The sequence below is a fragment of the Rhizobium sp. BK312 genome (assembly GCF_014193605.1).
GTDB lineage: Bacteria > Pseudomonadota > Alphaproteobacteria > Rhizobiales > Rhizobiaceae > Rhizobium.
Window position 1 is genome coordinate 111,448 of the sequence record NZ_JACHZP010000007.1, and the last position, 24,427, is coordinate 135,874.

A 24,427-nucleotide genomic window follows, 5' to 3' on the forward strand; every position below is an offset into this window, starting at 1 on the left:
AATGGCAGAACTCAAGGGCGCATTGATCGGTTGCGGCTTTTTCGCGATCAATCAGATGCATGCATGGCGAGACGTCAAAGGCGCCAGCATCGCTGCGATCTGCGACCGCGACCCGGAGCGGCTGAAGATCGTCGGCGACCAGTTCGGCATCGAGCGTCGCTATACGGATGCAGCCGCCATGTTCGCCGATGGTGGCTTCGATTTCGTCGACATCGCAACAACGGTGGCAAGCCATCGCGCCCTGGTGCAGATGGCCGCATCTCACAAGATCCCCGCAATCTGCCAGAAGCCTTTCGCAGAAACGCTGAGCGATGCCAAGGCCATGGTCGCGACCTGTGCCGCGGCCGGCGTGCAGCTGATGGTGCATGAGAATTTTCGCTGGCAGACACCTATTCAAGCCGTCAAGACTGCTCTGCAATCCGGCGCAATCGGCGAGCCCTTCTGGGGACGTTTCTCTTTCCGCTCGGGCTATGACGTCTTTTCCGGCCAGCCTTACCTGGCGGAAGGCGAACGGTTCATTATCGAGGACCTCGGTATCCACACGCTCGATATCGCCCGCTTCATCCTCGGCGACGTTTCTTCACTGACGGCCCGCACCAAACGGGTCAACCCGAAAATCAAGGGCGAGGATGTCGCAACCATCCTGCTCGATCATGAGAATGGCACGACATCGATCGTCGATGTCAGCTATGCCTCCAAGCTTGCGACCGAACCTTTCCCGGAGACCCTTATCGAGCTCGACGGTACGAAGGGTAGCATTCGGCTGTCGCAGGGGTATCGTCTCGAGGTAACCGGCCCCGAGGGCGTGCGCGTCTCCGATGCATCGCCGCGGCTTCTGTCCTGGGCTTCGCGTCCCTGGCACAATATCCAGGAAAGCGTTCTGGCGATCCAGCAGCATTGGATCGACCGTCTTGCCTATGGCGGCGAGACTTCCACGTCAGGTGCCGACAATCTCAAAACTCTGGCACTTGTCGAAGCCGCCTATGAGAGTGCCGCCAACGGGAATCCCATCGATATCGGAGCGACGCTGCAATGAAGACCGAGATCGATCCGTTTCAGCTTTACGGCACGCACGAGCTCGAAACGCCGCCGATGCGACTGACTGCGGGCAGGCTGGATGTCGATTTCAAGGACGGCAATCTCCGGACCATTCGCTATGATGGCATCGAGGTTCTGCGGGCTGTTTCTTATCTGATCCGCGATCGCGATTGGGGCACCTATTCGCCCGGTATCGACGATCTACGGATCGAGCAGCGTCACGATGGTTTTTTCGTCAGCTATCGAGCGCGCTGCGCCGGCCCCGAGAACACCGAGCTTACAGTCGACGTTCGGATAACGGCTCAAGTCGATGAGGCCCTGATCTTCGAAGCGACGGCGCTCTCGACGACCGGCTTCGAAACCAACCGCTGCGGCTTCTGTATCCTGCATCCGATCGTCGGCGTCGCCGGGATGCCCGTCTCGGTTGAGCATGTCGACGGCAGCCGCGAGAGCACGCATTTTCCCGACCTCATCGAACCCTGGCAGCCCTTCAAGGATATGCGGGCGATTACGCATAGCGTGGTGGCGAACGTGACAGCCGAATGCCGCATGGAAGGCGACACCTTCGAGATGGAAGATCAGCGCAACTGGTCTGATGCTTCCTACAAGACCTACGTTCGCCCGCTTGCCCTGCCCTGGCCTTATCGAATTCCGGCTGGAAAGCCGATGCGGCAGCGCATCGTTCTGACCATCGGGGATATGCGCCGCCTGCCTCCCGCCTCCACCTATGGTTCGGAAGAAGCGCCCCCGGTCGGGCTTAGCGCTGGAGCAAGGTCCGGAATCATGCCGTCCATCGGCCTTGTCATTACACCGGAGGAGGCGGATGCGACGCTAGCTGCGCGCGACCGGCTGGCTGAAATCGGACCGCAGGAGCTGCTGTTTCACTTCGATCCCGATGCCGGCCACGGTGCTGACGCCTTCAGGCGCTTCGCCGCCGTTGCCGCACTCCATCCAGGCAATTCGACGCTCGAAATCGCATTGCCCTGCCGCCAGGCACCTCCTGTCGAGACACAGCAAATAGCAGACTGGATGCAGGCGGCCGGCTTCAAACCCGATGCAATCATGATCTCGCCTTCCGTCGACCGGCAATCGACGCCGCCGGGCAGCAAATGGCCGGAATGTCCGCCGGTCGAGGAGGTCTACGCCGCCGCGCATGCGGCCTTCCCCGATATGCGTGTCGGCGGCGGCATGCTGAGCTATTTCACCGAACTCAATCGCAAACGGATTCCCGCCGACACTCTCGATTTCATCAGCCATTGCACCAATCCCATCGTGCATGCGGCTGACGATCTCAGCGTCATGCAGACGCTGGAAGCACTGCCGTTCATCACGCGCTCCGTGCGCGCCATCTACGGCGACAAACCCTATCATATTGGCCCATCGACCATTCCGATGCGGCAGAACCCCTATGGCAGCCGGACGATGGACAATCCTCACGGCGGTCGCATTGCCATGGCCAATATCGATCCACGGCACAACGCCCGCTTCGGCGAGGCCTTTGCGTTTGGCTATGCCGCCCGCGTCCTCGATGCCGGATTGGAGTGCCTGACGCTTTCGGCACTGACGGGGTCCTTCGGGCTGATCGCCGGAGCGAACGAGCCGGCGGCGGCAGGCGCCGAACGGCCATTGTTCAATACGATTGCGACGCTGTCACGCCTCGCCGGCCAGCAATGGCAAGAGTGCCTGTCGTCCGATCCGAGCGCCGTACTCAGCTTCATCACGGCACGATCCAACGGATTGCGTTCGCTCCAGCTGGTCAACATAACGCCCATTCCACAACTGGTGGAGCTGGGGGAGTTTCGGCTTAAGGAACAGAGCGGAAGCAAGAGGCTTATGCTTGATGCCTATAGCACTGTTTCGGCTGAGTTGATGGATTGACCTTCAATCGCAGACGCGCATGTTAGTCCCAATAATCGCAATGATTTGGAGGACTGCGTGAAGACGAAGAAGCTGATCAACGAAGGCGCGGCCGCCGTGGATGAGATGCTGGCCGGGATATTGGCGGCTCATCCGCGCCATCTCCGCGCCGTTGAAGGATCGCCACGCTCGATCGTGGCAAACCATGGCCCGCGAGCCGGCAAGGTCGGTCTGGTCATCGGCGGTGGTTCCGGGCACGAGCCGACATTTCTCGGCTTCGTCGGCAAGGGGCTGGCCGATGCCGCCGCGATCGGCAATGTCTTTGCCTCGCCGCCGCCCGATCCGATCATCGAATGCGCCAAGGCCGTCGATGGCGGTGCAGGCGTGCTGTTCATGTACGGCAACTATGCCGGCGACGTCATGAATTTCGACATGGCGGCGGAAATGCTGGCCATGGACGATATCGAGGTGCGTACCGTACTGACGACGGACGACATCGCTTCCGCGCCAGTCGATCAGAAGGAGCGCCGTCGCGGGGTTGCCGGCAACGTCTTCATCTTCAAGGCCGCCGGTGCCGCCTGTGATCTGATGTACAGTTTCGACGACGTGGAACGGCTGGCACGCTGGGCGAATGAGCGCACCTATACCATGGGGGTGGCGCTTTCGCCCTGCTCGCTGCCGCAGACACGCAAGCCGAATTTCGAGATCGGTCCCGACGAGATGGAGATCGGCATGGGTATCCATGGCGAGCCCGGCGTCGCACGCGGGCCGATGCGATCGGCGGATGAGGTGACGAGTGAGCTCGTCGGCAAAATTCTCGATGAGATGAAGCCGGCGCGCGGCGACCGGGTCGCCGTGCTTGTCAATTCACTTGGCTCGACGCCGCTCATGGAGCTCTACATCATGATGCGCAAACTCAAGAGTATGCTCGACGATGCCGGCCTTGTTATCCATCTGTCATTGGTCGGCAATTACTGCACGTCGCTGGAGATGGCCGGCGCCTCGATTACGCTCATGCATCTGGACGACGAACTGCAGCGGCTGATCGATCATCCCTGCGATTGCGCCATGTTCCGCTCCGGCGAGGCTCTGCAATGACGACGGTTACAACGGAAGATCTGAAGGCGCTTTTCGCGCGAATCGCGGAGGCGATGGAACGTGAAAAGGATCACCTCTGCGAACTGGACGGCGTCATCGGCGATGCCGATCACGGCATCGCCATGGAGCTGGGCTTTGCCGCCGCAGCCAAGGCGGTTTCGGAGCTGGACACGACAGCAGCCGATCCAACGCTGGTCTTCAATACGGCGGCAAAATCCTTCCTCAATGCAGTCGGCGCCTCGTCCGGGCCGCTCTATGCGACAGCCCTGATGCGTGCAGGCGCGGTCGCCAAGGGGAAGAGCACTCTGAACGACGACGATATGGTCGAGATATTCGCAGCCCTCGCCAAGGGCATTCAGGATCGGGGCAAAGCAGAGGTCGGCGAAAAAACCATGGTCGATGCCTGGGCGCCCGCCGCCGCGGCCTGCCGCGCCGCCCGGGATCAAGGGCTTTCACTTGCCGGCTGTTTTGCCGCCGCCCTCAAAGCCGGTGAAGCGGGTGCAGAAGCCACTAAAGATATGGTCGCGGCAAAGGGCCGTTCGTCGCGCCTCGGCGATCGAGCCCTGGGGCACATGGACCCCGGCGCGGCGTCCGCCGTTGTCGTCATCGCCTGCTTTCACGATCACTTCATGTGATACTGCTGATAAGCTCATCATACCAGTTGACATGTTGACAACGATTTGTCAAAACCGCCCTCAGCTTTGCTCAGAGGAGGACGGGAGATGGCTGGCAACTTCAAATATGCGCGTTGGTTCGGGGCAGCTGCTATGGCAGCGGCGGCCTTTTCGGCAACCAATGTTGCCGCGGAAGACCTGACGCTATGGACGCTGAACTTCGACAATGGTGCGGCAAACGGCGCGCTGAAGAAGGTGGCGAAAGACTTCGAGGCCGCCAATCCCGGCACCCATGTCGAAATCGTCCAGCGCGGCGTCGATGAACACAAGACCGCACTTCGCGTAGCCGCGGGCTCCAGCAAAGGCCCGGATATCTATTTCAGCTGGGCCGGCCTTGGCCTCGGTGGCGAATATGTGAAGGCGGGCCTCTCCCTGCCGCTCGACAAATACTACACCCAATACAAGTGGAACGACGAGCTGCTTCCCTCAGCTGCCGCTTTTGCCGATCTCTATCCGGGCGGCAAGCATGGCGTTCCCTTCACCTTCAAGGGTGAAGCGATCTACTACAACAAGAAGCTCTTCCAGAAGGCTGGTATCACCGGGGAACCGAAGACCTACGAGGAACTGTTGGCGGCAGCCGACAAGCTCAAGGCGGCAGGCATTCCGGCCTTCACCTTCGGCGGTTCGGTCAACTGGCATGTCATGCGCCTGATGGACGTGCTGCTCGAAACCAAGTGCGGCGCCGACAAGCATGACGCGCTGATGGCGATGAAGGCCGATTGGACGAAGGAGCCCTGCGCGACCGACGCCTTCACCGAATTCGCCAAATGGACGAAGGATTATACCCTGAAGCCCTTCATGGGGATCAGCAACCAGCAGTCCTATACGCTGTTCGTCGCCGGCCGCGCCGCGATGATGCTCGAAGGCGACTGGCTGGTCAGCCAGCTGAGCGGCAGTAAGGTCAATCTCGACGACTACGGCGTCCTGCCGTTCCCGACGAACACCAATCGCCTCTATGGCTTTGCCGAGTACAATTATGTCAGCACCAAGAGCAAGAATCCGGATCTTGCGGCAAAATTCCTCGACTACTTCCTGTCGACGAAGGTGCAGCAGGATCTCGTCGGCCAGATCAGCTCGATCTCGGTCAACAAGAATGTCCAGTACACCAACCAGAAGCCACTCGAAGCGAAGTGGCTTGAGATCTTCAAGACCTACAGCAAGGTCTACATGAATGGCGACCAGGCCTTCCCGCTTGACGTGACAACCGAATACTTCCGGGTGATCAACGATGTCGCCTCCGGCAATGTCCAGCCGGCCGATGCTGCCAAGCAGCTGCAGACCTTCATCTCCGGCCGCACCTGATCGATCGAGGGGCCGCCAATGCCAGTTGTAGCGGACGGCTCCCTCACCTTCATGCCCACGTGCCAGCTGCCGCCGGGAGCAAGCAGAATGTCATTCCGCAATCGTACTCATGATCCCCGCTTTCAGGCAGCGATACTGCTTGCGCCGGCCATGCTGATCTACGCGATTTTCGCGCTTTACCCGATGCTGAACGTGGTGGTGCTGAGCTTCCAGAAATGGAACGGCCTCGACCCGCAGCGCCCATTCGTCGGCTTGGCGAACTATCAATATATCTTCACACAGGATCCCGTCTTCTGGGTCGCCTTCCGCAATACAGTGATCTGGACGATCATGTGCGTGATCTTTCCGCCCATGGTCGGGCTGCTGCTGGCGCTGAGCCTCAATCAGAAGCTCTTTGCCCGCAATACCTTCCGCGCCATCTTCTATCTCCCGGTCATCATCGCCCCGATCGCGGTCGCGACCATGTGGAAATGGATGTATGATCCCTTCTTCGGTCTCTTCACCGAAATCCTGACATCGATGGGCCTGCAGGACTGGATCCAGGACTGGCTCGGCGACAAGGATATCGCGCTCTATTCCGTCTTTATCGCCTATCTCTGGCAATCCGTCGGCTTTTCCATGGTTCTGTTTCTCGCGGGCCTGCAGAATGTCTCGCAGACGCTGGTGGAAGCCGCCCGCATCGACGGCGCCGGGCGCTGGAACATCTTCCGCTACGTGACCCTGCCCGCACTGCGCGCGACGCTGACCATCGTGCTGGTGCTGTCGGTCATTTCCTCACTGAAGGCCTTCGATATCGTCTACGGCCTGACCGGCGGCGGTCCTGCGCAATCGACCCAAATGCTGGCGCTTTGGGCCTTCACGCAGGCCATGCAGATCTTCGATTTCGGCCGCGGTGCTGCGATCTCCGTCGTCCTGCTGCTCATCACCATCGCCATCGTCATTCCCTATCTGCGCTGGACGCAGAAGCATGAGGAGGCCGAACAATGACGGCAACATCGGCCACATCCATGTCGGACGACTTCGAAACCGTCACACCGGCAAAGCGCAAGCGCGATCCCGTCCTTATCGGCCTATGGATCGCACTGCTGGTCGTCGCCGCGATCTGGCTTGCGCCTTTCGTCTTCATCGTCTTCACCTCGCTGAAAACGCAGGCCGATGTGACATCGACCGGTGCCTTCATGCCGCCGCTCGATCCGGCCTTCGAAAATTATTCGAGCGCCTGGGGTCGTGGCAATTTCGCCAGCGCCTTCCTGAACAGCACCATCATCACCGTGATCAAAGTGCCGCTCGGGCTTATCCTCTCGGCAATGGCCGCCTATGCGCTCGCCAAGATCAGGCTGAGGTTCAGCAAGTTGCTGCTACTCCTCGTCGTTTTCGGCACGATGATCCCTTTTCAGGTCATGCTGGCGCCGCTGTTTACGCTGGTCAATTCGCTCGGACTGATCGACACCTATCCCGGCGTGATCCTGCCTTACATCGCCTTCGGCGTGCCCTATCAGGTCTTCATTCTCCACGGCTTCTTCAAAGGCATTCCGAAGGAACTGTCAGAGGCAGCCCTGATCGACGGCGCAAGCCATTTCACCATCTTCCGCCGGATTTTCCTGCCCGTCTGCCTGCCGGTGCTTGCCGCGCTACTGATCCTGGACTTCGTCTCGACATGGAATGAGTTCGCCATGGCGCTCGTGCTGCTGCAGGACCAGCATATGTGGACGCTGCCGCTGGGGCTCATGTCCTTCCAGGGCCAGTTTTCCAATGATTACGGGCAGTTGAATGCCGCAATTGTCATGACCGTGCTGCCGGCAACCATCGTTTATCTGATCTTCCAGCGCTACTTCGTCTCCGGTCTCACTTCCGGCGCGGTCAAGGGCTGAGCGGTCGAACCATCTATACATCTTCCGAGGAGAACATCATGTCCAACGCGTCCGTCGAAAAATGGGGTGTCTTCGAAGCGGCCTTCAACGGTCCTTCGAGCGGCAATCCCTATCTCGATGTGGCATTCGATGCCGTCTTCAGCCAGAACAGCCGCGAGATCCGCGTACCCGGCTTCTACGATGGCGACGGCGTCTATCGCGTTCGCTTCATGCCGGACAATGAAGGCGATTGGTCGTTCCGCACGCGCTCGAAGACATCGGAACTAGATGGCAAAACCGGCTCTTTCTTCGCGACCAAGCCTTCCGAGAGCAACCACGGGCCCGTGCACGTCCATAACAAATTCCACTTCGCCTATGCCGACGGCAAGCCCTTCCTGTCGTTCGGAACGACCTGCTATGCCTGGACGCATCAGCCGCTCGAGATGCAGACCCAGACGCTCGAAACGCTGAAAAAATCCCGCTTCAACAAGATCCGCATGGGCGTGTTCCCGAAGGACTATCCTTATAATGTCAACGAGCCACTCTACGCCTGCTTTGAAAAGGGTGCGGACGGCAAGGAGGACTTCGATCGCCCGAACCCGGTTCTCTTTCGCCATTTCGAGCGCCAGGTCGCAGCTCTTTGCGAACTCGGCATCGAGGCCGATATCATCATGTTCCACCCCTACGATCGCTGGGGATACGCCGACATGTCGGCCGAGCAGGATTTCCGCTATGTCGCCTATCTCGCGGCGCGGCTTGCCGCCTATCGCAACGTCTGGTGGGCGCTCGCCAATGAGTACGACTTCCTTCTCGACACCAAACCGCTGCAGCAATGGGATCGCTATTTCCACATTCTCGAGGAGAACGATCCCTACGGCCATCTGAAGTCGATCCACAACGGCGAGCCGACGATGAACTTCGATCATCGCAAGCCATGGGTGACACATACCTGCATCCAGAACTGGGACGTGAAGCGCACACAGGAATGGCGCGAGGCCTATGGCAAGCCTGTTGTCAACGACGAGCCGGAATATGAAGGCAACATTATCCAGTCCTGGGGCAACTTGACGGCGCAGGAGCTGGTGCATCGCTTCTGGATCACGGTGACGCGCGGCGGCTATGCCGGCCACGGCGAAACCTATTCGCATCCGCAAGACCTGATCTGGTGGGCGAAGGGCGGCGAACTGCGCGGCAAAGCCTGGAAGCGCATCGGCTTCCTGCGCGACCTGCTGGAGCAGGATGTCGTCAACGGCCTCGAACCCATGTCCTCCTACGGCGAATGGCCGTGGACGCGCGTTTCCGGCGCGCGAGACGGTGATGTCAGCTACATCTATCTCGGCGAACACCAGCCGGTCATCTGGTCTACCGGCCTGCCCAAGGACGGAACCGACTATGACGTCGACATCATCGACACATGGGAGATGACGATCACGCCTGCAAAGAAGGTGGAAGCGCCCATCCCGCATCCGACGCGCCATGGCGCGATCGTGCGCGGCGGCAAGGCGGATGCCGCCTTCGGCGTGGAACTGCCGGGCAAGCCATACCAGGCGCTGCGCATACGCAAGAAGCATTGATCGATCTTCAGGGAAAGAATGTCATGTCCGGATTGACCATCAAGAACGTCAGGAAGTCCTACGGCGCGGTAAACATCATCCATGGCGTCGATGTCGAGATCTCGGACGGCGAATTCGTCATCCTCGTCGGCCCTTCGGGCTGCGGCAAGTCCACACTGCTGCGCATGATCGCCGGGCTGGAAGACATCACCGGCGGTGAGATCTCCATCGGCGGACGGGTCGTCAACGATCTGCCACCGAAAGATCGCGACATCGCCATGGTGTTCCAGAACTACGCGCTCTATCCGCAAATGACGGTAGCGCAGAACATGGGCTTTGCGCTGCAGCTTGCCGGGGCGAAGCGCGCCGAAATCGATCAGAAGGTCGGCGAAGCCGCCAAGATCTTAGGCCTACAGCCATTATTGGATCGCAAGCCCGCCCAGCTTTCCGGTGGCCAGCGCCAACGCGTCGCCATGGGGCGCGCCATCGTGCGCGACCCCAAGGTCTTCCTCTTCGATGAACCGCTTTCCAATCTCGATGCCAAGCTGCGCGTGAAGATGCGCGCCGAAATCAAGGCACTGCATCAGCGCTTGAAGACCACGATCGTCTACGTCACCCACGATCAGATCGAGGCCATGACCATGGCCGACAAGATCGTCGTGCTACAGGGCGGAAAGGTCGAGCAGGTCGGCTCGCCGCTCGAGCTTTACGACCGCCCGAGAAATGTCTTTGTCGCAGGCTTCCTCGGCTCTCCGGCCATGAATTTTCTCGAAGGCAAGCTTACCGGCGGTGCCTTGCCGGAATTGGTATTGCCAACCGGCACACCCATCCAACTCGCCAACGCTCCGGCTCAATCGGAGGGTCGGGAGGTTATTCTCGGCATACGTCCGGAAGATATTTCCTTCGCATCGGAGGCTGGCGTTACCGCAACCGTGACCGTCGTCGAACCCACTGGCTCGGAAACGCACGTGGCGCTTGAGTTGGAAGGCAAGGAATTGACGTGGGTCATGCGGGAGCGCGCCGAACTCGCACCGGGGCAAACGATTCAGATATCGCTCAAGACGCCAAACCTGCACTTCTTCGACAAGACCAGCCAGCAACGACTGTAGGAGATAGCGCCTGGCGGACCTAAATCACTCAGCTGCGCGCCTTTGGGTACCATTCATGACCGAAAAAACGCGTTTGACGAAGGCATCGCCGTCGAACTGCCGCGCAGCTCCCTCGGTCACATGATCAGGGCGATCGAATATGAACGTCTCGATGTTGACGATCGGCAAGTTCAATCGCGTCCGCACGTCCCCGATCATCGCGGTATGCGTCACCACCAGGTGACAGCCGGTTGGATCGAACCATTCCTGAAGACCGGTCGTCGGTATGGCTGCGACCGTCAATCCCTGTTGCGACAAAAGCGAACTGATGCGCGAGGCAATCTGCTGATTATCCAGACAGATCAGCACATCAGTCTGCGAAGGGGACGGCGCATGGTTAGCCAGCATCAAACAACCTCTCGTTCACTCACATGCCGAATATAATGATTCGGCAGGTAACGGGGTGTTATAAGTTGTTACATTTTGTTTCAAAATTAAGGCAGTTCCCACAGCCATGTCGCGGCGGCGGAACCTCACATATCACTTAAGACACCCAAGATATTGCATTGACATCATGAATTTTATTGGCAACCGCAAAAATGTCTGGCGTGATAACGCGGTCAAAGTCGACAATCCCGATGATCTCACAGAAGCGAGCAATAGCGCAGCGCGTCGTAAATCGCGGCATGTATATTGCGGCTTGCGATCGCATCACCGATGCGGATCAGATCGAACGAACCGGCTTCGTTCTTGACGGGCAGCGGCGATCGCCTGGCGATCAATGCGGGATAATCGACGGCACCGAGATTGCGCGACGAGGCCTTTAGCTCAAGGTAAAGTTCATCATTCGCCACCGTGCCATGCTCGACGACCACCTGGGACACCCGCCGCTCCCATTGCGTTTCCTCCGAGAAGTCGGACCCTAGAACTGCAACTAATGCATTGCCGTCGCGGCGCACCGATTTCAGGCGCGTATTGATGGTGACTCGGACATTCTTCTCGGCGAAGGTCTTGGCATAGGGCACATGGTTCATGCCGCCCATCTCGGGGGCGAAGAAGCGCTCCGGCGAGACGAGTTCTAGTTCAGCGCCGCCATTGGCAATGACTTCTGCCGCCGACATGCCCGGATGTCCGCCATTGTCGTCGTAAAGCAGCACCTGGCCCTCGGGCTTAACCGCGCCGGCCAGAATGTCCCAAGAGGAGGTGACGAGGTTGTCGCCGCTCTCCAGCTCGGGGGATTGCGCGATGCCACCCGTTGCCACGATGACGAGATCAGGCTCGAACGCGAGGACATCGTCAGCTCCCGCATAGACGTCGTAGTGGATCGTGACGCTCAACCGCTCCAGCTCTGCCAGCCGCCAGTCGATGATGCCGATCATCTCCTTGCGGCGCGGATTGCGCGTGAGCAGATTCACCTGTCCGCCGGCCTTGCTGCTCGCCTCCAGCACATCGACCTTGTGACCGCGCTCCGCCAGCACGCGCGCCGCTTCCAACCCCGCAGGGCCGGCACCGATGACGACGGCCTTGCGTGATGCTGTTGCGCGCTCGATCCGGTGCGGCATCTCGGCCTCGCGGCCGGTAGCCGCATTGTGAATGCAGAGCGCCTCGCCGCCCTCATAAATACGGTCAAGACAGTAGGTCGCGCCGACGCAGGGGCGGATATTGGCCTCCTGCCCGGACATTACCTTGTTGACGATATGCGGGTCGGCGATATGGGCGCGCGTCATGCCGACCATATCGAGCTTGCCTTCCGCGATCGCATGACGCGCCGTGGCGACATCGGCGATGCGGGCCGCATGGAAGACGGGGAATTTCGTCGCTGCCCTCACCTCGCCGGCAAAATCGAGATGCGGCGCCGAGGCCATGCCCTGGATCGGGATGACATTGTTGAGCGCCGCATCGCTATCGATATGGCCGCGAATGATATTGAGGAAATCGACATTGCCCGAGGCCACCAGCCGCCTGGCGATCTCGACGCCTTCTTCCCGAGAAAGCCCCTTCTCCCAGTCCTCGTCGGCTACCATCCGCATGCCGACGATGAAATCCGGGCCGACAGCCTTGCGAATAGCTTCTGTCACCATCATCGAGAACCGCATGCGGTTTTCAAGCGAACCACCGAACTCATCGTCGCGCCGATTCGTTGCCGGCGACCAGAAGCCATCCGTCAGGTGGCCATAGGCCTCGATCTCGATACCGTCCAGGCCGGCTGCCTGCATGCGTTGCGCCGCCGCGGCAAAGTCGCCGATGATCCGTTCGATATCCCAATCTTCAGCCGCCTTCGGAAAAGCGCGATGCGCCGGCTCGCGGATTGGCGATGGCGCCAATACCGGCAGCCAGTCACCTTTGTTCCAGCCGGTGCGACGACCGAGGTGGGTCAGCTGGATCATGACGGCAGCCCCGAACTCGTGACAGTCGTCGGCAAGCTTCTTCAGCCAGGGCACGATCTCATCGCGATAGGCATGGAGATTGCCGAAGGCCGGCGGCGAATCCGCCGAGACAATCGCCGAGCCCGCCGTCATCGTCAGCGCGATGCCGCCCTTTGCCTTCTCGCGATGGTAGAGCCGGTATCGATCCGTCGGCATACCGCCTTCCGAATAGGCCGGCTCATGAGCCGTCGACATGATGCGGTTCTTCAGCGTCAGATGCTTGAGCTGATAGGGCTGGAGCAAGGGATCGTTGGAAGTCATGTCGCTTTCATCGCTTTTGTGAGATCTAGGCCCAAGCCGCTATCTTTGCTGAGACGAGAGGTTATGGCTATAGCGCATTCATAGGCGCTCGACGGCGGCGGCTATGCCGCAGGTCTATCGCAGTATGCCAAACGATCGTCGCGAAGATGATCGCTCCGCCGATGAAAGTGGCAACCGGTGGCATCTCCGAGAAGAAGAGCCAGACCCAGAAGGGCGTCAGCACGATTTCCATCGAACTGATGAGAGCGGCGTCGGCGGCGGGCATCTTCCTTGATCCGAACAGGAAGAGGACGAAGGCGAGCGCGAAATTGGTTGCGCCGAAGGCCGCCAGCAGAAGCCAATTTTGAACATCCACCGAGCTCGTCGAGGCGAAGGGCACAAAGACAACGAATGTCAAAAGCCCGCTAACAACGCTCGATGGCAGGATCGGAATGCTGGGGTCCATGCGCGGGATGACGATGATGAGAGCGAAAGTGACCGTCATGCCGAGCGCCAGCAGATCGCCGATGCCCGTACCGCCGCCGATCGATGAGGCAACGATGACCGCCACGCCGATGAGGCAGATGCCGCCAGCGATCAAGGTCCGCTTCGCGACCCGCTCCTTCAGCATGGTCCAGCTGAGAAACGCGGCGATGAACGGCGCGGTCGCGTAGATCATGGTCACATTGGCGACCGTCGTCATATAGAGCGCGCCAATGAAGCAGGCCTGGCTGATCGTCTGGCAGACCAGCATCGCCAGCCCGGCAGGATGAAAGATCGATGCCCATTGCCGCCTGGAAAACCCGCCTTCGAGGAAAAAGCTGGGAATCAGCAGAAACAGGCCGCCGAACAGCGACCGCCAGGCGATCGCCGTCCATATGTCCGCGGTTAGCAGGCGGGCGTAGATGCCGCTGCAGCTCCACGCCAGCATTGCCGTTGCCACGAGTACGACGCCCCTCTCATAATCGCTGGCAAGAGCGGAGCGGGTTGGAAGCTGGAATGTCATGTATGGACTCGAGGAACGAAGCAGAAGGAACGCCTCTGTGTGCGCCGATATTTGACATCAGGCAAACGAATAGTAGAGATAGTAGCTATCAGAAATATTTGTGACCCCAATGCGCGACCCCATTGATAGCGACCTTCTGCGGACGTTCCTCGTCATCACCGAGACGTCCAATTTTTCCACGGCCGCTCAAAGGATCGGCCGCACGCAATCGGCCGTCAGCGCCCAGATCAAGCGGCTCGAAGATACGATCGGCGAAACGCTCTTCGAAAGAAGCGCCCGCGGGGCCGTTCTCACCCGAGCCGGCACTCAATTGCTTCCCTATGCACAGCGCGTGATCGAGCTTCTGAACGAGGCAGCAGCGAATATTCGCACCAAACCGCTCGACGGGCCGGTCCGGATTGGAATTCCGGAGGAATACAGCCAGACTGTTCTGCCCGCGGCACTGGCCGCCTTCGCTATCAGGCATCCGGCCGTCGAAGTCACTGTCTCCTGCGATTACACGGCGCATAATCTGGCCGCTCTCGAGAAAGACGAACTGGACCTCGCCGTAGTCTTCGATTGGAACAACCAGAGCAAAGGCGAAGTTCTCTGTATCGATCCAACGGTCTGGGTGACATCGTTGGTGCATCGTGTGCATGAGGTTGCACCTCTACCCATCGCTGTTTATCGGGATTCGACATGGTGTCGCGATTTCGCGCTGAAGTCATTGGAGCAAATCGGGCGGAGTTATCGTATCGCCTTCATCGCCGACACGAGTTCCGGCTTGAAGAATGCTGTCTCCGCTGGCCTCGCCGTGACGACGCTGTCGCGCAGCAACATTCCGCATGGCTGCCGCGAATTGACGAGCGACGACGGTTTCCCGCCGGTCGATTCGTCCCGCGTGGTGCTTCGCCGCAACCCCTATCATTCGAGCGAAGCGATCCGGGAACTGGCAGAAATGGTGCGCGAGGCTTTCCGGCCTATGTCGGCTCTCCTGCAGGCGTAGTGCGGCGCCGTAGCCGACGTCGTGTGCCGGACGGGCTTTCGGAAAAGCTGGCACGATAGCTGCGCGAAAAGGCTGATGCCGAATTGAAGCCGGTCGCGGCCGCGATCTCGGTGAACGAAGCCTTCGTCTCGATGACCTTTCGCCGCGCCGCGTTGAGCCTCAACGCCAGATAATGCACATGCGGCGGCGCGCCGATGCTCTCCTGGAAAAGGGCCTGCAGATGGCGTGCACTGACGCCGACACGGCGCGCTAGACGCGCGAGAACCAGCGGCTGCTCGATATGGTCCTCCATCAGACGGATGGCTTGGGCAACTCGCGGATCGCGCATACGCAGACCGGCCGTCGATGGTGAAAGTTCTGCTGCGCTCGGCATGCTCGCTGGCTCGTAGATGAAAAGGCGGCTGACCTCGAGTGCCAGCGAATAGCCTTGCCGTCGCCGGATGATCTCCAGCATCAGATCGACCGTCGGCAGGGAGCCGGCCGTGGTGATCCGCTTGCCGTCGATGACGTAGCGGTCCTTGACGGCGCGCACCTGCGGATAGGCGAGCGCGAAATCGTCGTAATCCTCCCAGTGGACGGCAGCAGAGACATTGTCGAGCAGGCTCGCCTCGGCAAGCAGCCAGGTACCGGACTCGATGCCGGCAACCATCGAGCGGTGACGGGCGGTTTGCGACAATTGCATTTTCAGTGCTTGCGTGGCGCTGCGCCGCCAATTGTAGCTGGCGAGCACGAAAAGCGGTGTCGCATCCGATGCAGGGCGAAAGCCGGCGCAGGCAGGCACCGGGATAAGGCTCGTCGTCTCAGCGGGAGAGCCGTCCGGCGTGAAAAGCCGCCAGCGATAAAGCTCGGCTCCGGAAATGCGGTTTGCGCCGCGCAAGGGTTCGATCACCGACGCGATCAGGATCAGGTTCGTCTCCGGAAGGATCAGGAGGTCGATGTCGAGCGTCTCATTGGCCGATGTGAGCATTTAGCAATCCTCCGGTCGTTCCGAAACTGTATCGAATGCTTCTGATAATGCAAAGCATATGGGCGTCGCATGGCTCGTAATGTCCTCAATACGAGGGAGAACAAAAAATGCCTCTTGCGATGAATCGTGATGTTTTCATCACCTGTGCCGTGACCGGCGCCGGCGATACGGTTTCCAAATCCAGCCATGTTCCGATCACTCCCAAGCAGATCGCCGACTCCGCGATCGATGCCGCCAAGGCTGGGGCGGCAGTGGTTCACTGCCATGTCCGCGATCCGGAAACGGGCGCTGCCAGCCGCCGCAACGAGCTCTACAGGGAAGTCACGGACCGCATCCGTTCGGCAGACATCGATGTCGTGCTGAACCTGACCGCCGGCATGGGCGGCGACTTGATTTTCGGCGATGTCGAGAGCCCCCTGCCGCTGAATGATAGGGGTACCGACATGGCAGGCGCCACCGAGCGCGTCAGCCACGTTGCCGAATGCCTGCCGGAAATCTGCACGCTTGACTGCGGCACGATGAATTTCAATCTTGGCGACTACGTCATGACCAACACGCCCTCGATGCTGCGAGCCATGGCGAAGAAGATGACCGATCTCGGCGTCCGGCCGGAGATCGAGGCCTTCGATACCGGTCACCTCTGGTTTGCCAAGCAGCTTGCCGAGGAGGGCTTGATCGAGGACCCGGTTCTCATCCAGCTCTGCATGGGTATCCCCTGGGGGGCACCCGATGACCTCAACACCTTTATGGCGATGGTCAATAACGTTCCCAAAAGCTGGACCTTCTCGGCCTTTTCCATCGGTCGCAACGCCATGGCCTATCCGGCAGCGGCGATCCTTGCCGGCGGCAATGTCCGCGTCGGGCTGGAAGACAATCTCTATGCCGGAAAGGGCATGTTGGCGACCAATGCCCAGCTCGTCGAAAAGGCGGTGCAAGTGGTCGAAGGCATGGGCGCCCGCATTATCGGCCCCGAAGATGTCCGCAAGAAATTGAAACTGACGAAGCGCTGAGGCCCCGATGACGAAGATCAACAAGGCGGCCTGCATTGGCGGCGGCGTCATCGGTGGCGGATGGATCGCCCGGTTTCTGCTCGCCGGCATCGATGTCGATGTCTACGACCCGCATCCGGAGGCGAAACGCATCGTCGGCGAAGTTCTGGCTAATGCGGAAAAAGCCTATGCGATGCTGACCGGCGCTCCGCTTCCGCCGCGCGGCAAGCTCACATTCAGGGACACGCTGCAAGCCGCCGTCGCTGGCGCCGACTGGATCCAGGAAAGCGTGCCCGAGCGGCTGGATCTCAAGCGCAACGTGCTGACGCAGATCGATGCAGCCGCAAGGCCCGATACCTTGATCGGCTCATCCACCTCCGGCCTGTTACCGACCGACCTGCAACGCGACATGCTCCATCCCGAGCGCCTGTTTGTCGCCCATCCCTATAATCCCGTCTATCTCCTGCCCCTCGTCGAGATCGTCGGCGGCGAAAAGACCAGCGCCGCGACCATCCAGGCGGCGATGGAGCGCTTGCCGCCCATCGGCATGAAGGGCGTGCATATCGCCAAGGAAATCGAGGCTTTCGTCGGCGACCGCCTGCTGGAAGCGCTGTGGCGCGAGGCGCTGTGGCTGATCAAGGACGATATCTGCACCGTCGAGACGCTTGATGATGTCATCCGCTATTCCTTCGGCCTGCGCTGGGCGCAGATGGGCCTGTTCCAGACCTATCGTATCGCTGGCGGCGAAGCGGGCATGCGTCACTTCCTCGCGCAGTTCGGCCCTGCCCTGCAGTGGAACTGGACGAAGCTGATGGATGTCGTCGACCTCGACGATGCCCTTGTCGAAAAGATCGGCCAGCAGTCGGACGAACAGGCAGATGGTCTGTCGATCCGCGAACTCGAGCGTATCCGCGACGAGAACCTCGTCGGCATCCTTCAAAGCCTGAAGGGAAGCCATGGCGGCAAGGGCTGGGGCGCCGGCAAGCTGCTGAAGGATTTCGAGCAGCAGCTTTGGGCCGCGGGCGGGGACAAGAAAGAGACGCTCGACGTCACAAAGCCGCTGCGCCTGATCGACACCGAGGTCAGCCCGGCCTGGGTCGACTATAACGGCCATATGACCGAGCATCGCTACCTGCAGGTCTTCGGCGACACCTCGGATGCACTGCTGCGGCTGATCGGCGTCGATCTCGATTATGTTGAGCGCGGTCATAGCTACTACACGGTAGAAACCCATATCCGCCATCTCGGCGAGGCCAAGCTCGGACAGACCATCCATTCGACGGCGCAGATCCTCGCATCCGACGAAAAGCGGTTGCATGTCTTCCATGCGCTGCACGATAGCGCGAACGGCGACGTGATCGCCACCGCAGAACAAATGCTGCTGCATGTCGACGCGAAAGCAGGCAGAGCCACGGCCGCACCGGAGGAGGTGTTGGCGAAGCTCAGGCCGATTTCTGCCGCGCACGCAGCCTTGACCATGCCGGAGGGAGCCGGCCGTCATGTGGGACAAAAACGTTAGGAGGAAGCGATCGTGAATTTCGGGCTCAGCGAAGAACAGGAAATGATCGTCAAGACGGTCAGAGACTTCGTCGAGACGGAGATCTATCCGCACGAAAACGAGGTCGAGCGCACCGGCATCGTGCCGCCTGAAATCGGAGACGAGATCCGACGCAAATGTATCGAGCTCGGCTTCTATGCCTGCAATTTTCCTGAGGAAATCGGTGGCGCCGGACTCGACCACGTCACCTTTACGCTCGTCGAACGTGAGCTTGGCCGCGGCTCAATGGGGCTCACCGTCTTCTTCGGACGCCCTTCCGGTATTCTGATGGCCTGCGAGGGCGAGCAGAGAGAGCGCTATCTCCTGCCGGCGGTGCGCGGCGAGAAAATCGATGCGCTCGCCATTACCGAGCCGGATGCCGGCTCCGACATGCGCGGTATGAAATGCGCAGCACGGCAGGATGGTGGCGACTTCGTGCTCAACGGCACGAAGCACTTCATCTCGCACGCCGATGTCGCCGATTTCGTCATCGTCTTTGCGGCGACCGGCGAGGAGGACACGCACAAGGGCGTCAAGAAGAAGATCACCGCCTTCCTGGTCGATCGCGGCACGCCGGGCTTCGATATCCTTAAAGGCTACGATTCCGTTTCCCACCGCGGCTACCACAATTCCATATTGAACTTCACCGATTGCCGCCTGCCGAAATCGCAGGTGCTCGGAGAGGTGCATCGCGGCTTCGATCTCGCCAATCAGTGGCTCTACGGGACGCGCCTGACGGTCGCCGCCACCTGTATCGGCCGGGCACACCGTGTCTTCGATCTCGCCCTGCCCTATGCGGCCGAGCGCAAACAATTCGGCAAGCCGATCGGCGCCAATCAGGGCGTATCGTTCAAGCTTGCCGACATGATTACCGAGATCGATGCCGCCGACCTGCTGACGCTGTCAGCCGCGTGGAAGCTCGATGCCGGCATTCCGGCCAATCGCGAAATTGCGTCCGCGAAACTCTACGCCTCGGAAATGCTTGCCCGCGTCACCGACGAGGCGATCCAGATCTTCGGCGGCATGGGATTGATGGACGACTTGCCGCTCGCTCGCTTCTGGCGTGACGCCCGTGTCGAGCGTATCTGGGACGGCACGTCTGAAATACAGCGCCACATCATCAGCCGCGACCTGCTTCGGCCGTTCGGAGCATGAGCCCATGACGCAACGCTCGCTCGACCGCCTCATTCGCCCCAGAACGATCGCCGTCTTCGGCGGCAGAGAGGCACGGCGCGTCATCGAGCAATGCGACCGCATGGGGTTCGCCGGCGAGATCTGGCCCGTACATCCGACACAGGAAAGCGTCCTCGGCCGCCGCTGCTACCGGTCGGTTGCCGGCCTGCCTGACGCGCCGGACGCCGCTTTCGTCGGCGTCAACCGGACGCTCACCGTCGAGATTGTTCGTGATCTCGCAGCCAGAGGCGCCGGCGGCGCCGTTTGTTATGCCTCGGGCTTCAGCGAGGCCGTGGCGGAACTGGCTGATGGCGCGGACTTGCAGCGCGCGCTAGTCGAAGCGGCAGGTAGCATGCCGATCGTCGGCCCGAACTGCTATGGCATGATCAACGGGCTCGACGGCGCCCTGCTTTGGCCGGACCAGCATGGCATCGTCAGAACCGAGCGCGGCGTTGCCATCCTCACACAATCTTCCAATATCGCCATCAATCTCAGCATGCAGAGGCGCGGCCTGCCGATCAGCTACCTGATGACGGCGGGCAACCAGGCGCAGACCGGCCTCTCGGATCTCGCCCGCGCCGTCCTTGAAGACCCGCGCGTCACAGCGGTCGGCCTGCATATCGAAGGCTTCGGCGATATAAGGGCGCTGGAAGCACTCGCCATGCGCGCCCGTGAACTGAAGAAGCCCGTCGTCGCGCTGAAGGTCGGAAAATCCGAACAGGCGCAGCGCGCCGCCGTCTCGCATACGGCCTCGCTTGCCGGCAGCGACGCAGTTGCTGATGCCGTTCTCGATCGCCTCGGCATCGGCCGCGTCGCGACTTTACCGGAACTCATCGAAACGCTGAAACTCCTGCATGTTGCCGGCCCTCTCGAAAGCGATGCGATCTCCTCGATGAGCTGTTCAGGCGGCGAGGCATCGCTGATGGCCGATGCCGCCGTCGGCCGCAATGTCGAATTCCGCGCGCTGAAAGGCGAACAGCTGCCCGCCTTGCGCGCAACTCTCGGCCCGATGGTGACGCTCTCCAATCCGCTCGACTATCACACCTTCGTCTGGGGCGATCTGGCCCGGCAGACGGAGGCTTTCAGCGCCATGTTCGCGGGCGGCTATGCCCTCAATCTCCTCGTTCTCGACTTCCCGCGCGAGGATCGTTGCGATGGCGCCGACTGGATGATTACTGTTGCGGCGGTTGCCGCGGCTGCGACGCAGACGGGCGCGCGCGCCGGCATTCTGGCGACGCTGCCGGAAAACATGCCGGAAGCGATCGCTGAGCAATTGATCCAAGCCGGCATCGTGCCGCTCTGCGGCATCAGCGAAGCGCTTGCGGCGGCAGATATTGCCAGCGGCATCGCCAGTGCCTGGAAGAAACCGCAACCATTGCCGCTTCTCAGCACGCGGACGGAGGCAGGCGAAATCGAGACCTTGAGCGAGGCCGAGGCCAAGGCCGAACTTGCAGCCTTTGGCGTTGCGATACCCCGTGGCAAGACTGCTGCCACAGCAAGCGAGGCGGCCGAGTGCGCGGAGCAGCTCGGCTTTCCCGTCGCACTCAAGGCGCTAGGTGTCGAGCACAAGTCCGATGTCGGCGCCGTCGAGCTCAACCTATGGGATAGGAATGCCGTCACGGACGCGGCGGAAGGCATGGCTTCCGTGGCACGTGGCTTCCTCGTCGAAAAGATGGTCGAGCGCCCTGTCGCCGAGCTCATCATCGGCGCAGTACGCGATCCGGTCGTCGGCTTGACCCTGACAGTCGGCGCGGGCGGAATCCTCGTGGAATTGCTTGAGGATTCCGTCGTTTTGCCGCTCCCCGTAACGAAAGCCGAGGTTCTTGAGCGGATTTCGCGGCTGAAGGTTCACAAATTGATCGAAGGCTATCGCGGTGGCGCGGCAAGCAACCTGGAGATTGTAGCCGACGCCGTCCTATCAGCGGCAGAATATGTCGTAACGAACGCCGCACATCTTGAAGAACTAGACATTAATCCATTGATGGTCCTAGCAGAATCCCGGGGCGTTGTTGCTGCGGATGCTCTCATCCGGCGAAGGAGGTAGCGGAAGTTGCAAGACCCCATTCGAACCCGCTCCGAAGACGGCATCCTCGAGGTCATCATCGACCGGCCCAAGGCGAATGCCATCGACCTGGCGACCAGCCGCGAGATGGGGCTGATCTTTCGCGACTTTCGCGACAACCGGGATCTGCGCGTCGCCATCGTAACCGGTGCCGGCGAGAAATTCTTTTCCGCCGGTTGGGATTTGAAGGCTGCGGCTGATGGCGACGCCGTAGACGGTGACTATGGGGTTGGCGGTTTCGGTGGCATGCAGGAACTGCGCGATCTCAACAAGCCGATCATCTGCGCCGTCAACGGCATCTGTTGCGGCGGCGGGCTGGAGATCGCGCTGTCCACCGATCTCATAATCGCGGCAGCACACGCCACCTTCGCGTTGCCCGAGATCCGCTCGGGCACCGTCGCCGATGCGGCGTCGATTAAACTTCCGAAACGGATCCCCTACCATATCGCTATGGACATGCTCCTGACCGGCCGGTGGCTCAATGTCGAAGAGGCGCATCGCTGGGGCTTCGTCAACGAGATTGTCACGGCCGACAAGCTGATGGACAGGGCCTGGGAACTCGCTCGCCTGCTGGCAAGCGGACCGCCCCTGGTCTACGCAGCGATCAAGGAAATCGTTCGTGAAGCGGAGGGTTCGACGTTTCAGACTGCCATGAACAAGATCACCAAACGGCAGTTTGCAACCGTCGATCTCCTCTATTCAAGCGAAGATCAATTGGAAGGCGCACGGGCTTTTGCCGAGAAGCGAGCCCCCATCTGGAGAGGAAGGTAGGAGGCGGCGGCAACCGCTGAATTTCCCGCATGCTCGCGGGCGACAGGCTTCAGGCGGAAGAGGAACCGTGACCTGAGGTGGCTTGCTCGATAGCTTTGTCAACACGGCAAGAAGAAGGAACAGGGGAATGAACGACTATACGAAATATCTTGCAAGCCGCGTCACCGCGGGCGGTCTCAGCCGCCGCGAATTCATGGGACGCGCAATGGCAGCGGGCGTGACTTTGACGCTCGCCGACAAACTCTTTACCGAAAGTGCAATGGCGGCCGAACCGAAGCGCGGCGGTCATCTGAAACTTGGCCTTGAAGGCGGCGCTGCAACCGATTCAAAAGACCCGGCAAAATTCCTGTCGCAGGTCATGTTCTGCATCGGCCGCTGCTGGGGTGACATGCTGGTGGAATCCCATCCGCTGACGGGTGCCGCCGTTCCGTCGCTCGCAGAATCCTGGGAGCCGTCGAAAGATGCGGCCACCTGGACCTTCAAGATCCGCAAGGGCGTCAAGTTTCACAACGGCAAGGAACTGACGATCGACGACGTGGTCGCCACGCTCAAGCGCCATACCGATGCGAAATCGGAATCGGGCGCGCTCGGCGTCGTGAAGTCGATCAAGGAGATCAAGGCCGACGGCGACAATCTCGTCCTGACGCTGACCGAGGGCAACGCCGACTTGCCGTTGCTTTTGACCGATTACCACCTCGTTATCCAGCCGAATGGCGGCTATGACGATCCCCTCGCCTCGATCGGCACCGGTCCCTACAAACAGGTCAGCTTCGAGCCCGGCGTGCGCGCCACGTTCGAGCGTAACAAGGACGACTGGCGTACCGACCGCGGTTTCGTCGACAGCATCGAAATCATCTGCATGAACGATGCCACAGCCCGCATCGCGGCGCTCTCATCCGGCCAGGTCCATTACATCAACCGCGTCGACCCGAAGACTGTGGATCTTCTGAAACGCGCGCCGAATGTCGAGATCCTGGCCACCGCCGGCCGCGGTCACTACGTCTTCATCATGCATTGTGACAAGGCGCCTTTCGACAACAACGACCTGCGTCTGGCGCTGAAATACGCCATGGACCGCGAGACCATGGTCAAGAAGATCCTCGGCGGCTACGGCAAGGTCGGTAACGACTTCCCGATCAACAGCACCTATGCGCTCTTCCCTGAAGGCATCGAGCAGCGCAAATACGATCCCGACAAGGCCGCCTTCCATTACAAGAAGTCCGGCCACAGCGGCTCGGTCTTGCTGCGCACCTCCGAAGTCGCCTTCCCCGGCGCCGTCGATGCAGCCGTCCTCTATCAGGAAAGCTGCAAGAAGGCCGGCATCAACATTGAGGTCAAGCGCGAGCCGGGCGATGGCTACTGGACGAATGTCTGGAACGTTCAGCCCTTCTCCACCTCCTATTGGGGCGGACGGCCGACGCAGGACCAGATGTACTCCACCGCCTATCTCTCGACAGCGGATTGGAACGATACGCGCTTCAAGCGCCCCGACTTCGACAAGCTCCTGCTTCAGGCTCGCTCCGAACTGGACGAGGCCAAGCGCAAGGAGCTCTACCGCGCCATGGCGATGATGGTGCGCGACGAGGGGGGCGTCATCCTGCCGATGTTCAACGATTTCGTGAATGCCTCCACCAAGCAGGTGAAGGGCTACGTCCACGATATCGGCAACGACATGTCGAACGGCTACGTCGCGACCCGCGTCTGGCTGGACGCTTGATGCCCGAAGCCGGGCGAAAACGCCCTCATCTCTGACACAGCCAGGACCGCGAAAACCTTTCGCGGTCCTCCCGACGTTTCAAGCGATTCCCAGA

At 60.5% G+C, this 24,427-nt stretch carries 20 protein-coding genes; 16 read left to right on the plus strand and 4 right to left on the minus strand.

Annotated features, from left to right (window positions below; translation table 11 throughout):
* The first annotated feature begins 1 nt into the window (after position 1).
* The 9 genes from FHT85_RS20380 to FHT85_RS20420 all read left to right on the plus strand — a co-directional run bounded on the left by FHT85_RS20380 (position 2) and on the right by FHT85_RS20420 (position 10,481).
* The gene (locus tag FHT85_RS20380; protein ID WP_112411353.1) at positions 2–1,036 is read left to right on the plus strand and encodes a Gfo/Idh/MocA family protein; all 1,035 of its coding nucleotides are present in this window, start codon (positions 2–4) and stop codon (positions 1,034–1,036) included.
* A complete protein-coding gene (locus tag FHT85_RS20385) occupies positions 1,033–2,916 on the plus strand; it encodes a hypothetical protein (protein ID WP_112411352.1) in 1,884 nt (627 codons plus the stop codon). Before FHT85_RS20380 ends, FHT85_RS20385 begins: the two co-directional genes overlap by 4 nt.
* 57 nt (positions 2,917–2,973) lie before the next feature.
* Positions 2,974–3,993, plus strand: a complete 1,020-nt coding sequence (locus FHT85_RS20390) for a dihydroxyacetone kinase subunit DhaK (protein WP_112411351.1) — start codon at positions 2,974–2,976, stop codon at positions 3,991–3,993.
* Positions 3,990–4,628 carry a dihydroxyacetone kinase subunit DhaL gene (gene dhaL / locus FHT85_RS20395; protein WP_112411350.1) on the plus strand — a complete coding sequence of 213 codons (639 nt, stop codon included), beginning with the start codon at positions 3,990–3,992 and terminating at the stop codon, positions 4,626–4,628. Before FHT85_RS20390 ends, dhaL begins: the two co-directional genes overlap by 4 nt.
* Before the next feature lie 87 nt (positions 4,629–4,715).
* The gene (locus FHT85_RS20400) at positions 4,716–5,969 is read left to right on the plus strand and encodes an ABC transporter substrate-binding protein (protein ID WP_112411349.1); all 1,254 of its coding nucleotides are present in this window, start codon (positions 4,716–4,718) and stop codon (positions 5,967–5,969) included.
* Positions 5,970–6,056: 87 nt separating this feature from the next.
* Positions 6,057–6,956: a carbohydrate ABC transporter permease gene (locus FHT85_RS20405; protein ID WP_112411348.1), complete on the plus strand. Its 900-nt coding sequence runs from the start codon at positions 6,057–6,059 to the stop codon at positions 6,954–6,956.
* Entirely contained in the window at positions 6,953–7,840 is an 888-nt protein-coding gene (locus tag FHT85_RS20410; RefSeq protein WP_112411347.1) for a carbohydrate ABC transporter permease, read from the plus strand. Before FHT85_RS20405 ends, FHT85_RS20410 begins: the two co-directional genes overlap by 4 nt.
* Positions 7,841–7,878: 38 nt before the next feature.
* Positions 7,879–9,393, plus strand: coding sequence for a DUF5060 domain-containing protein (locus FHT85_RS20415; protein WP_112411346.1), 1,515 nt, complete (start codon positions 7,879–7,881; stop codon positions 9,391–9,393).
* 23 nt (positions 9,394–9,416) lie between these two features.
* On the plus strand, positions 9,417–10,481 hold the full coding sequence (locus FHT85_RS20420; RefSeq protein WP_112411423.1) for an ABC transporter ATP-binding protein: 1,065 nt from the start codon (positions 9,417–9,419) through the stop codon (positions 10,479–10,481).
* Between the two features lie 24 nt (positions 10,482–10,505).
* On the opposite strand, the gene FHT85_RS20425 is transcribed toward FHT85_RS20420, so the two are convergent.
* From FHT85_RS20425 to FHT85_RS20435, 3 genes are all read right to left on the minus strand, one after another.
* Positions 10,506–10,868, minus strand: coding sequence for a hypothetical protein (locus tag FHT85_RS20425; protein ID WP_112337196.1), 363 nt, complete (start codon positions 10,866–10,868; stop codon positions 10,506–10,508).
* Between the two features lie 236 nt (positions 10,869–11,104).
* Entirely contained in the window at positions 11,105–13,147 is a 2,043-nt protein-coding gene (locus FHT85_RS20430) for an NADH:flavin oxidoreductase (RefSeq protein ID WP_112411345.1), read from the minus strand.
* 67 nt (positions 13,148–13,214) lie between these two features.
* A complete protein-coding gene (locus FHT85_RS20435) occupies positions 13,215–14,132 on the minus strand; it encodes a DMT family transporter (RefSeq protein WP_112411344.1) in 918 nt (305 codons plus the stop codon).
* 109 nt (positions 14,133–14,241) lie between these two features.
* Here FHT85_RS20435 and FHT85_RS20440 point away from each other — a divergent pair, with 109 nt between their 5' ends.
* Complete coding sequence (locus FHT85_RS20440) at positions 14,242–15,117, plus strand: LysR substrate-binding domain-containing protein (RefSeq protein WP_183774271.1); 876 nt, start codon at positions 14,242–14,244, stop codon at positions 15,115–15,117.
* Here FHT85_RS20440 and FHT85_RS20445 read toward each other — a convergent pair.
* Positions 15,092–16,084, minus strand: a complete 993-nt coding sequence (locus tag FHT85_RS20445) for a GlxA family transcriptional regulator (protein WP_112411342.1) — start codon at positions 16,082–16,084, stop codon at positions 15,092–15,094. The two genes, FHT85_RS20440 and FHT85_RS20445, sit on opposite strands and share 26 nt — an antisense overlap.
* A 107-nt stretch (positions 16,085–16,191) precedes the next feature.
* Here FHT85_RS20445 and FHT85_RS20450 point away from each other — a divergent pair, with 107 nt between their 5' ends.
* The 6 genes from FHT85_RS20450 (at position 16,192) to FHT85_RS20475 (ending at position 24,333) form a co-directional block, all read left to right on the plus strand.
* Positions 16,192–17,094 carry a 3-keto-5-aminohexanoate cleavage protein gene (locus tag FHT85_RS20450; RefSeq protein WP_112411341.1) on the plus strand — a complete coding sequence of 301 codons (903 nt, stop codon included), beginning with the start codon at positions 16,192–16,194 and terminating at the stop codon, positions 17,092–17,094.
* 7 nt (positions 17,095–17,101) lie between these two features.
* Positions 17,102–18,592, plus strand: coding sequence for a carnitine 3-dehydrogenase (locus FHT85_RS20455; protein WP_112411340.1), 1,491 nt, complete (start codon positions 17,102–17,104; stop codon positions 18,590–18,592).
* 12 nt (positions 18,593–18,604) lie between these two features.
* Positions 18,605–19,765, plus strand: a complete 1,161-nt coding sequence (locus FHT85_RS20460) for an acyl-CoA dehydrogenase family protein (RefSeq protein ID WP_112411339.1) — start codon at positions 18,605–18,607, stop codon at positions 19,763–19,765.
* 4 nt (positions 19,766–19,769) lie between these two features.
* Positions 19,770–21,827 carry an acetate--CoA ligase family protein gene (locus FHT85_RS20465; RefSeq protein ID WP_112411338.1) on the plus strand — a complete coding sequence of 686 codons (2,058 nt, stop codon included), beginning with the start codon at positions 19,770–19,772 and terminating at the stop codon, positions 21,825–21,827.
* 6 nt (positions 21,828–21,833) lie between these two features.
* Complete coding sequence (locus FHT85_RS20470; protein WP_112411337.1) at positions 21,834–22,616, plus strand: carnitinyl-CoA dehydratase; 783 nt, start codon at positions 21,834–21,836, stop codon at positions 22,614–22,616.
* Positions 22,617–22,743: 127 nt separating this feature from the next.
* Positions 22,744–24,333: an ABC transporter substrate-binding protein gene (locus FHT85_RS20475; RefSeq protein WP_112398552.1), complete on the plus strand. Its 1,590-nt coding sequence runs from the start codon at positions 22,744–22,746 to the stop codon at positions 24,331–24,333.
* Positions 24,334–24,427 lie beyond the last annotated feature (94 nt).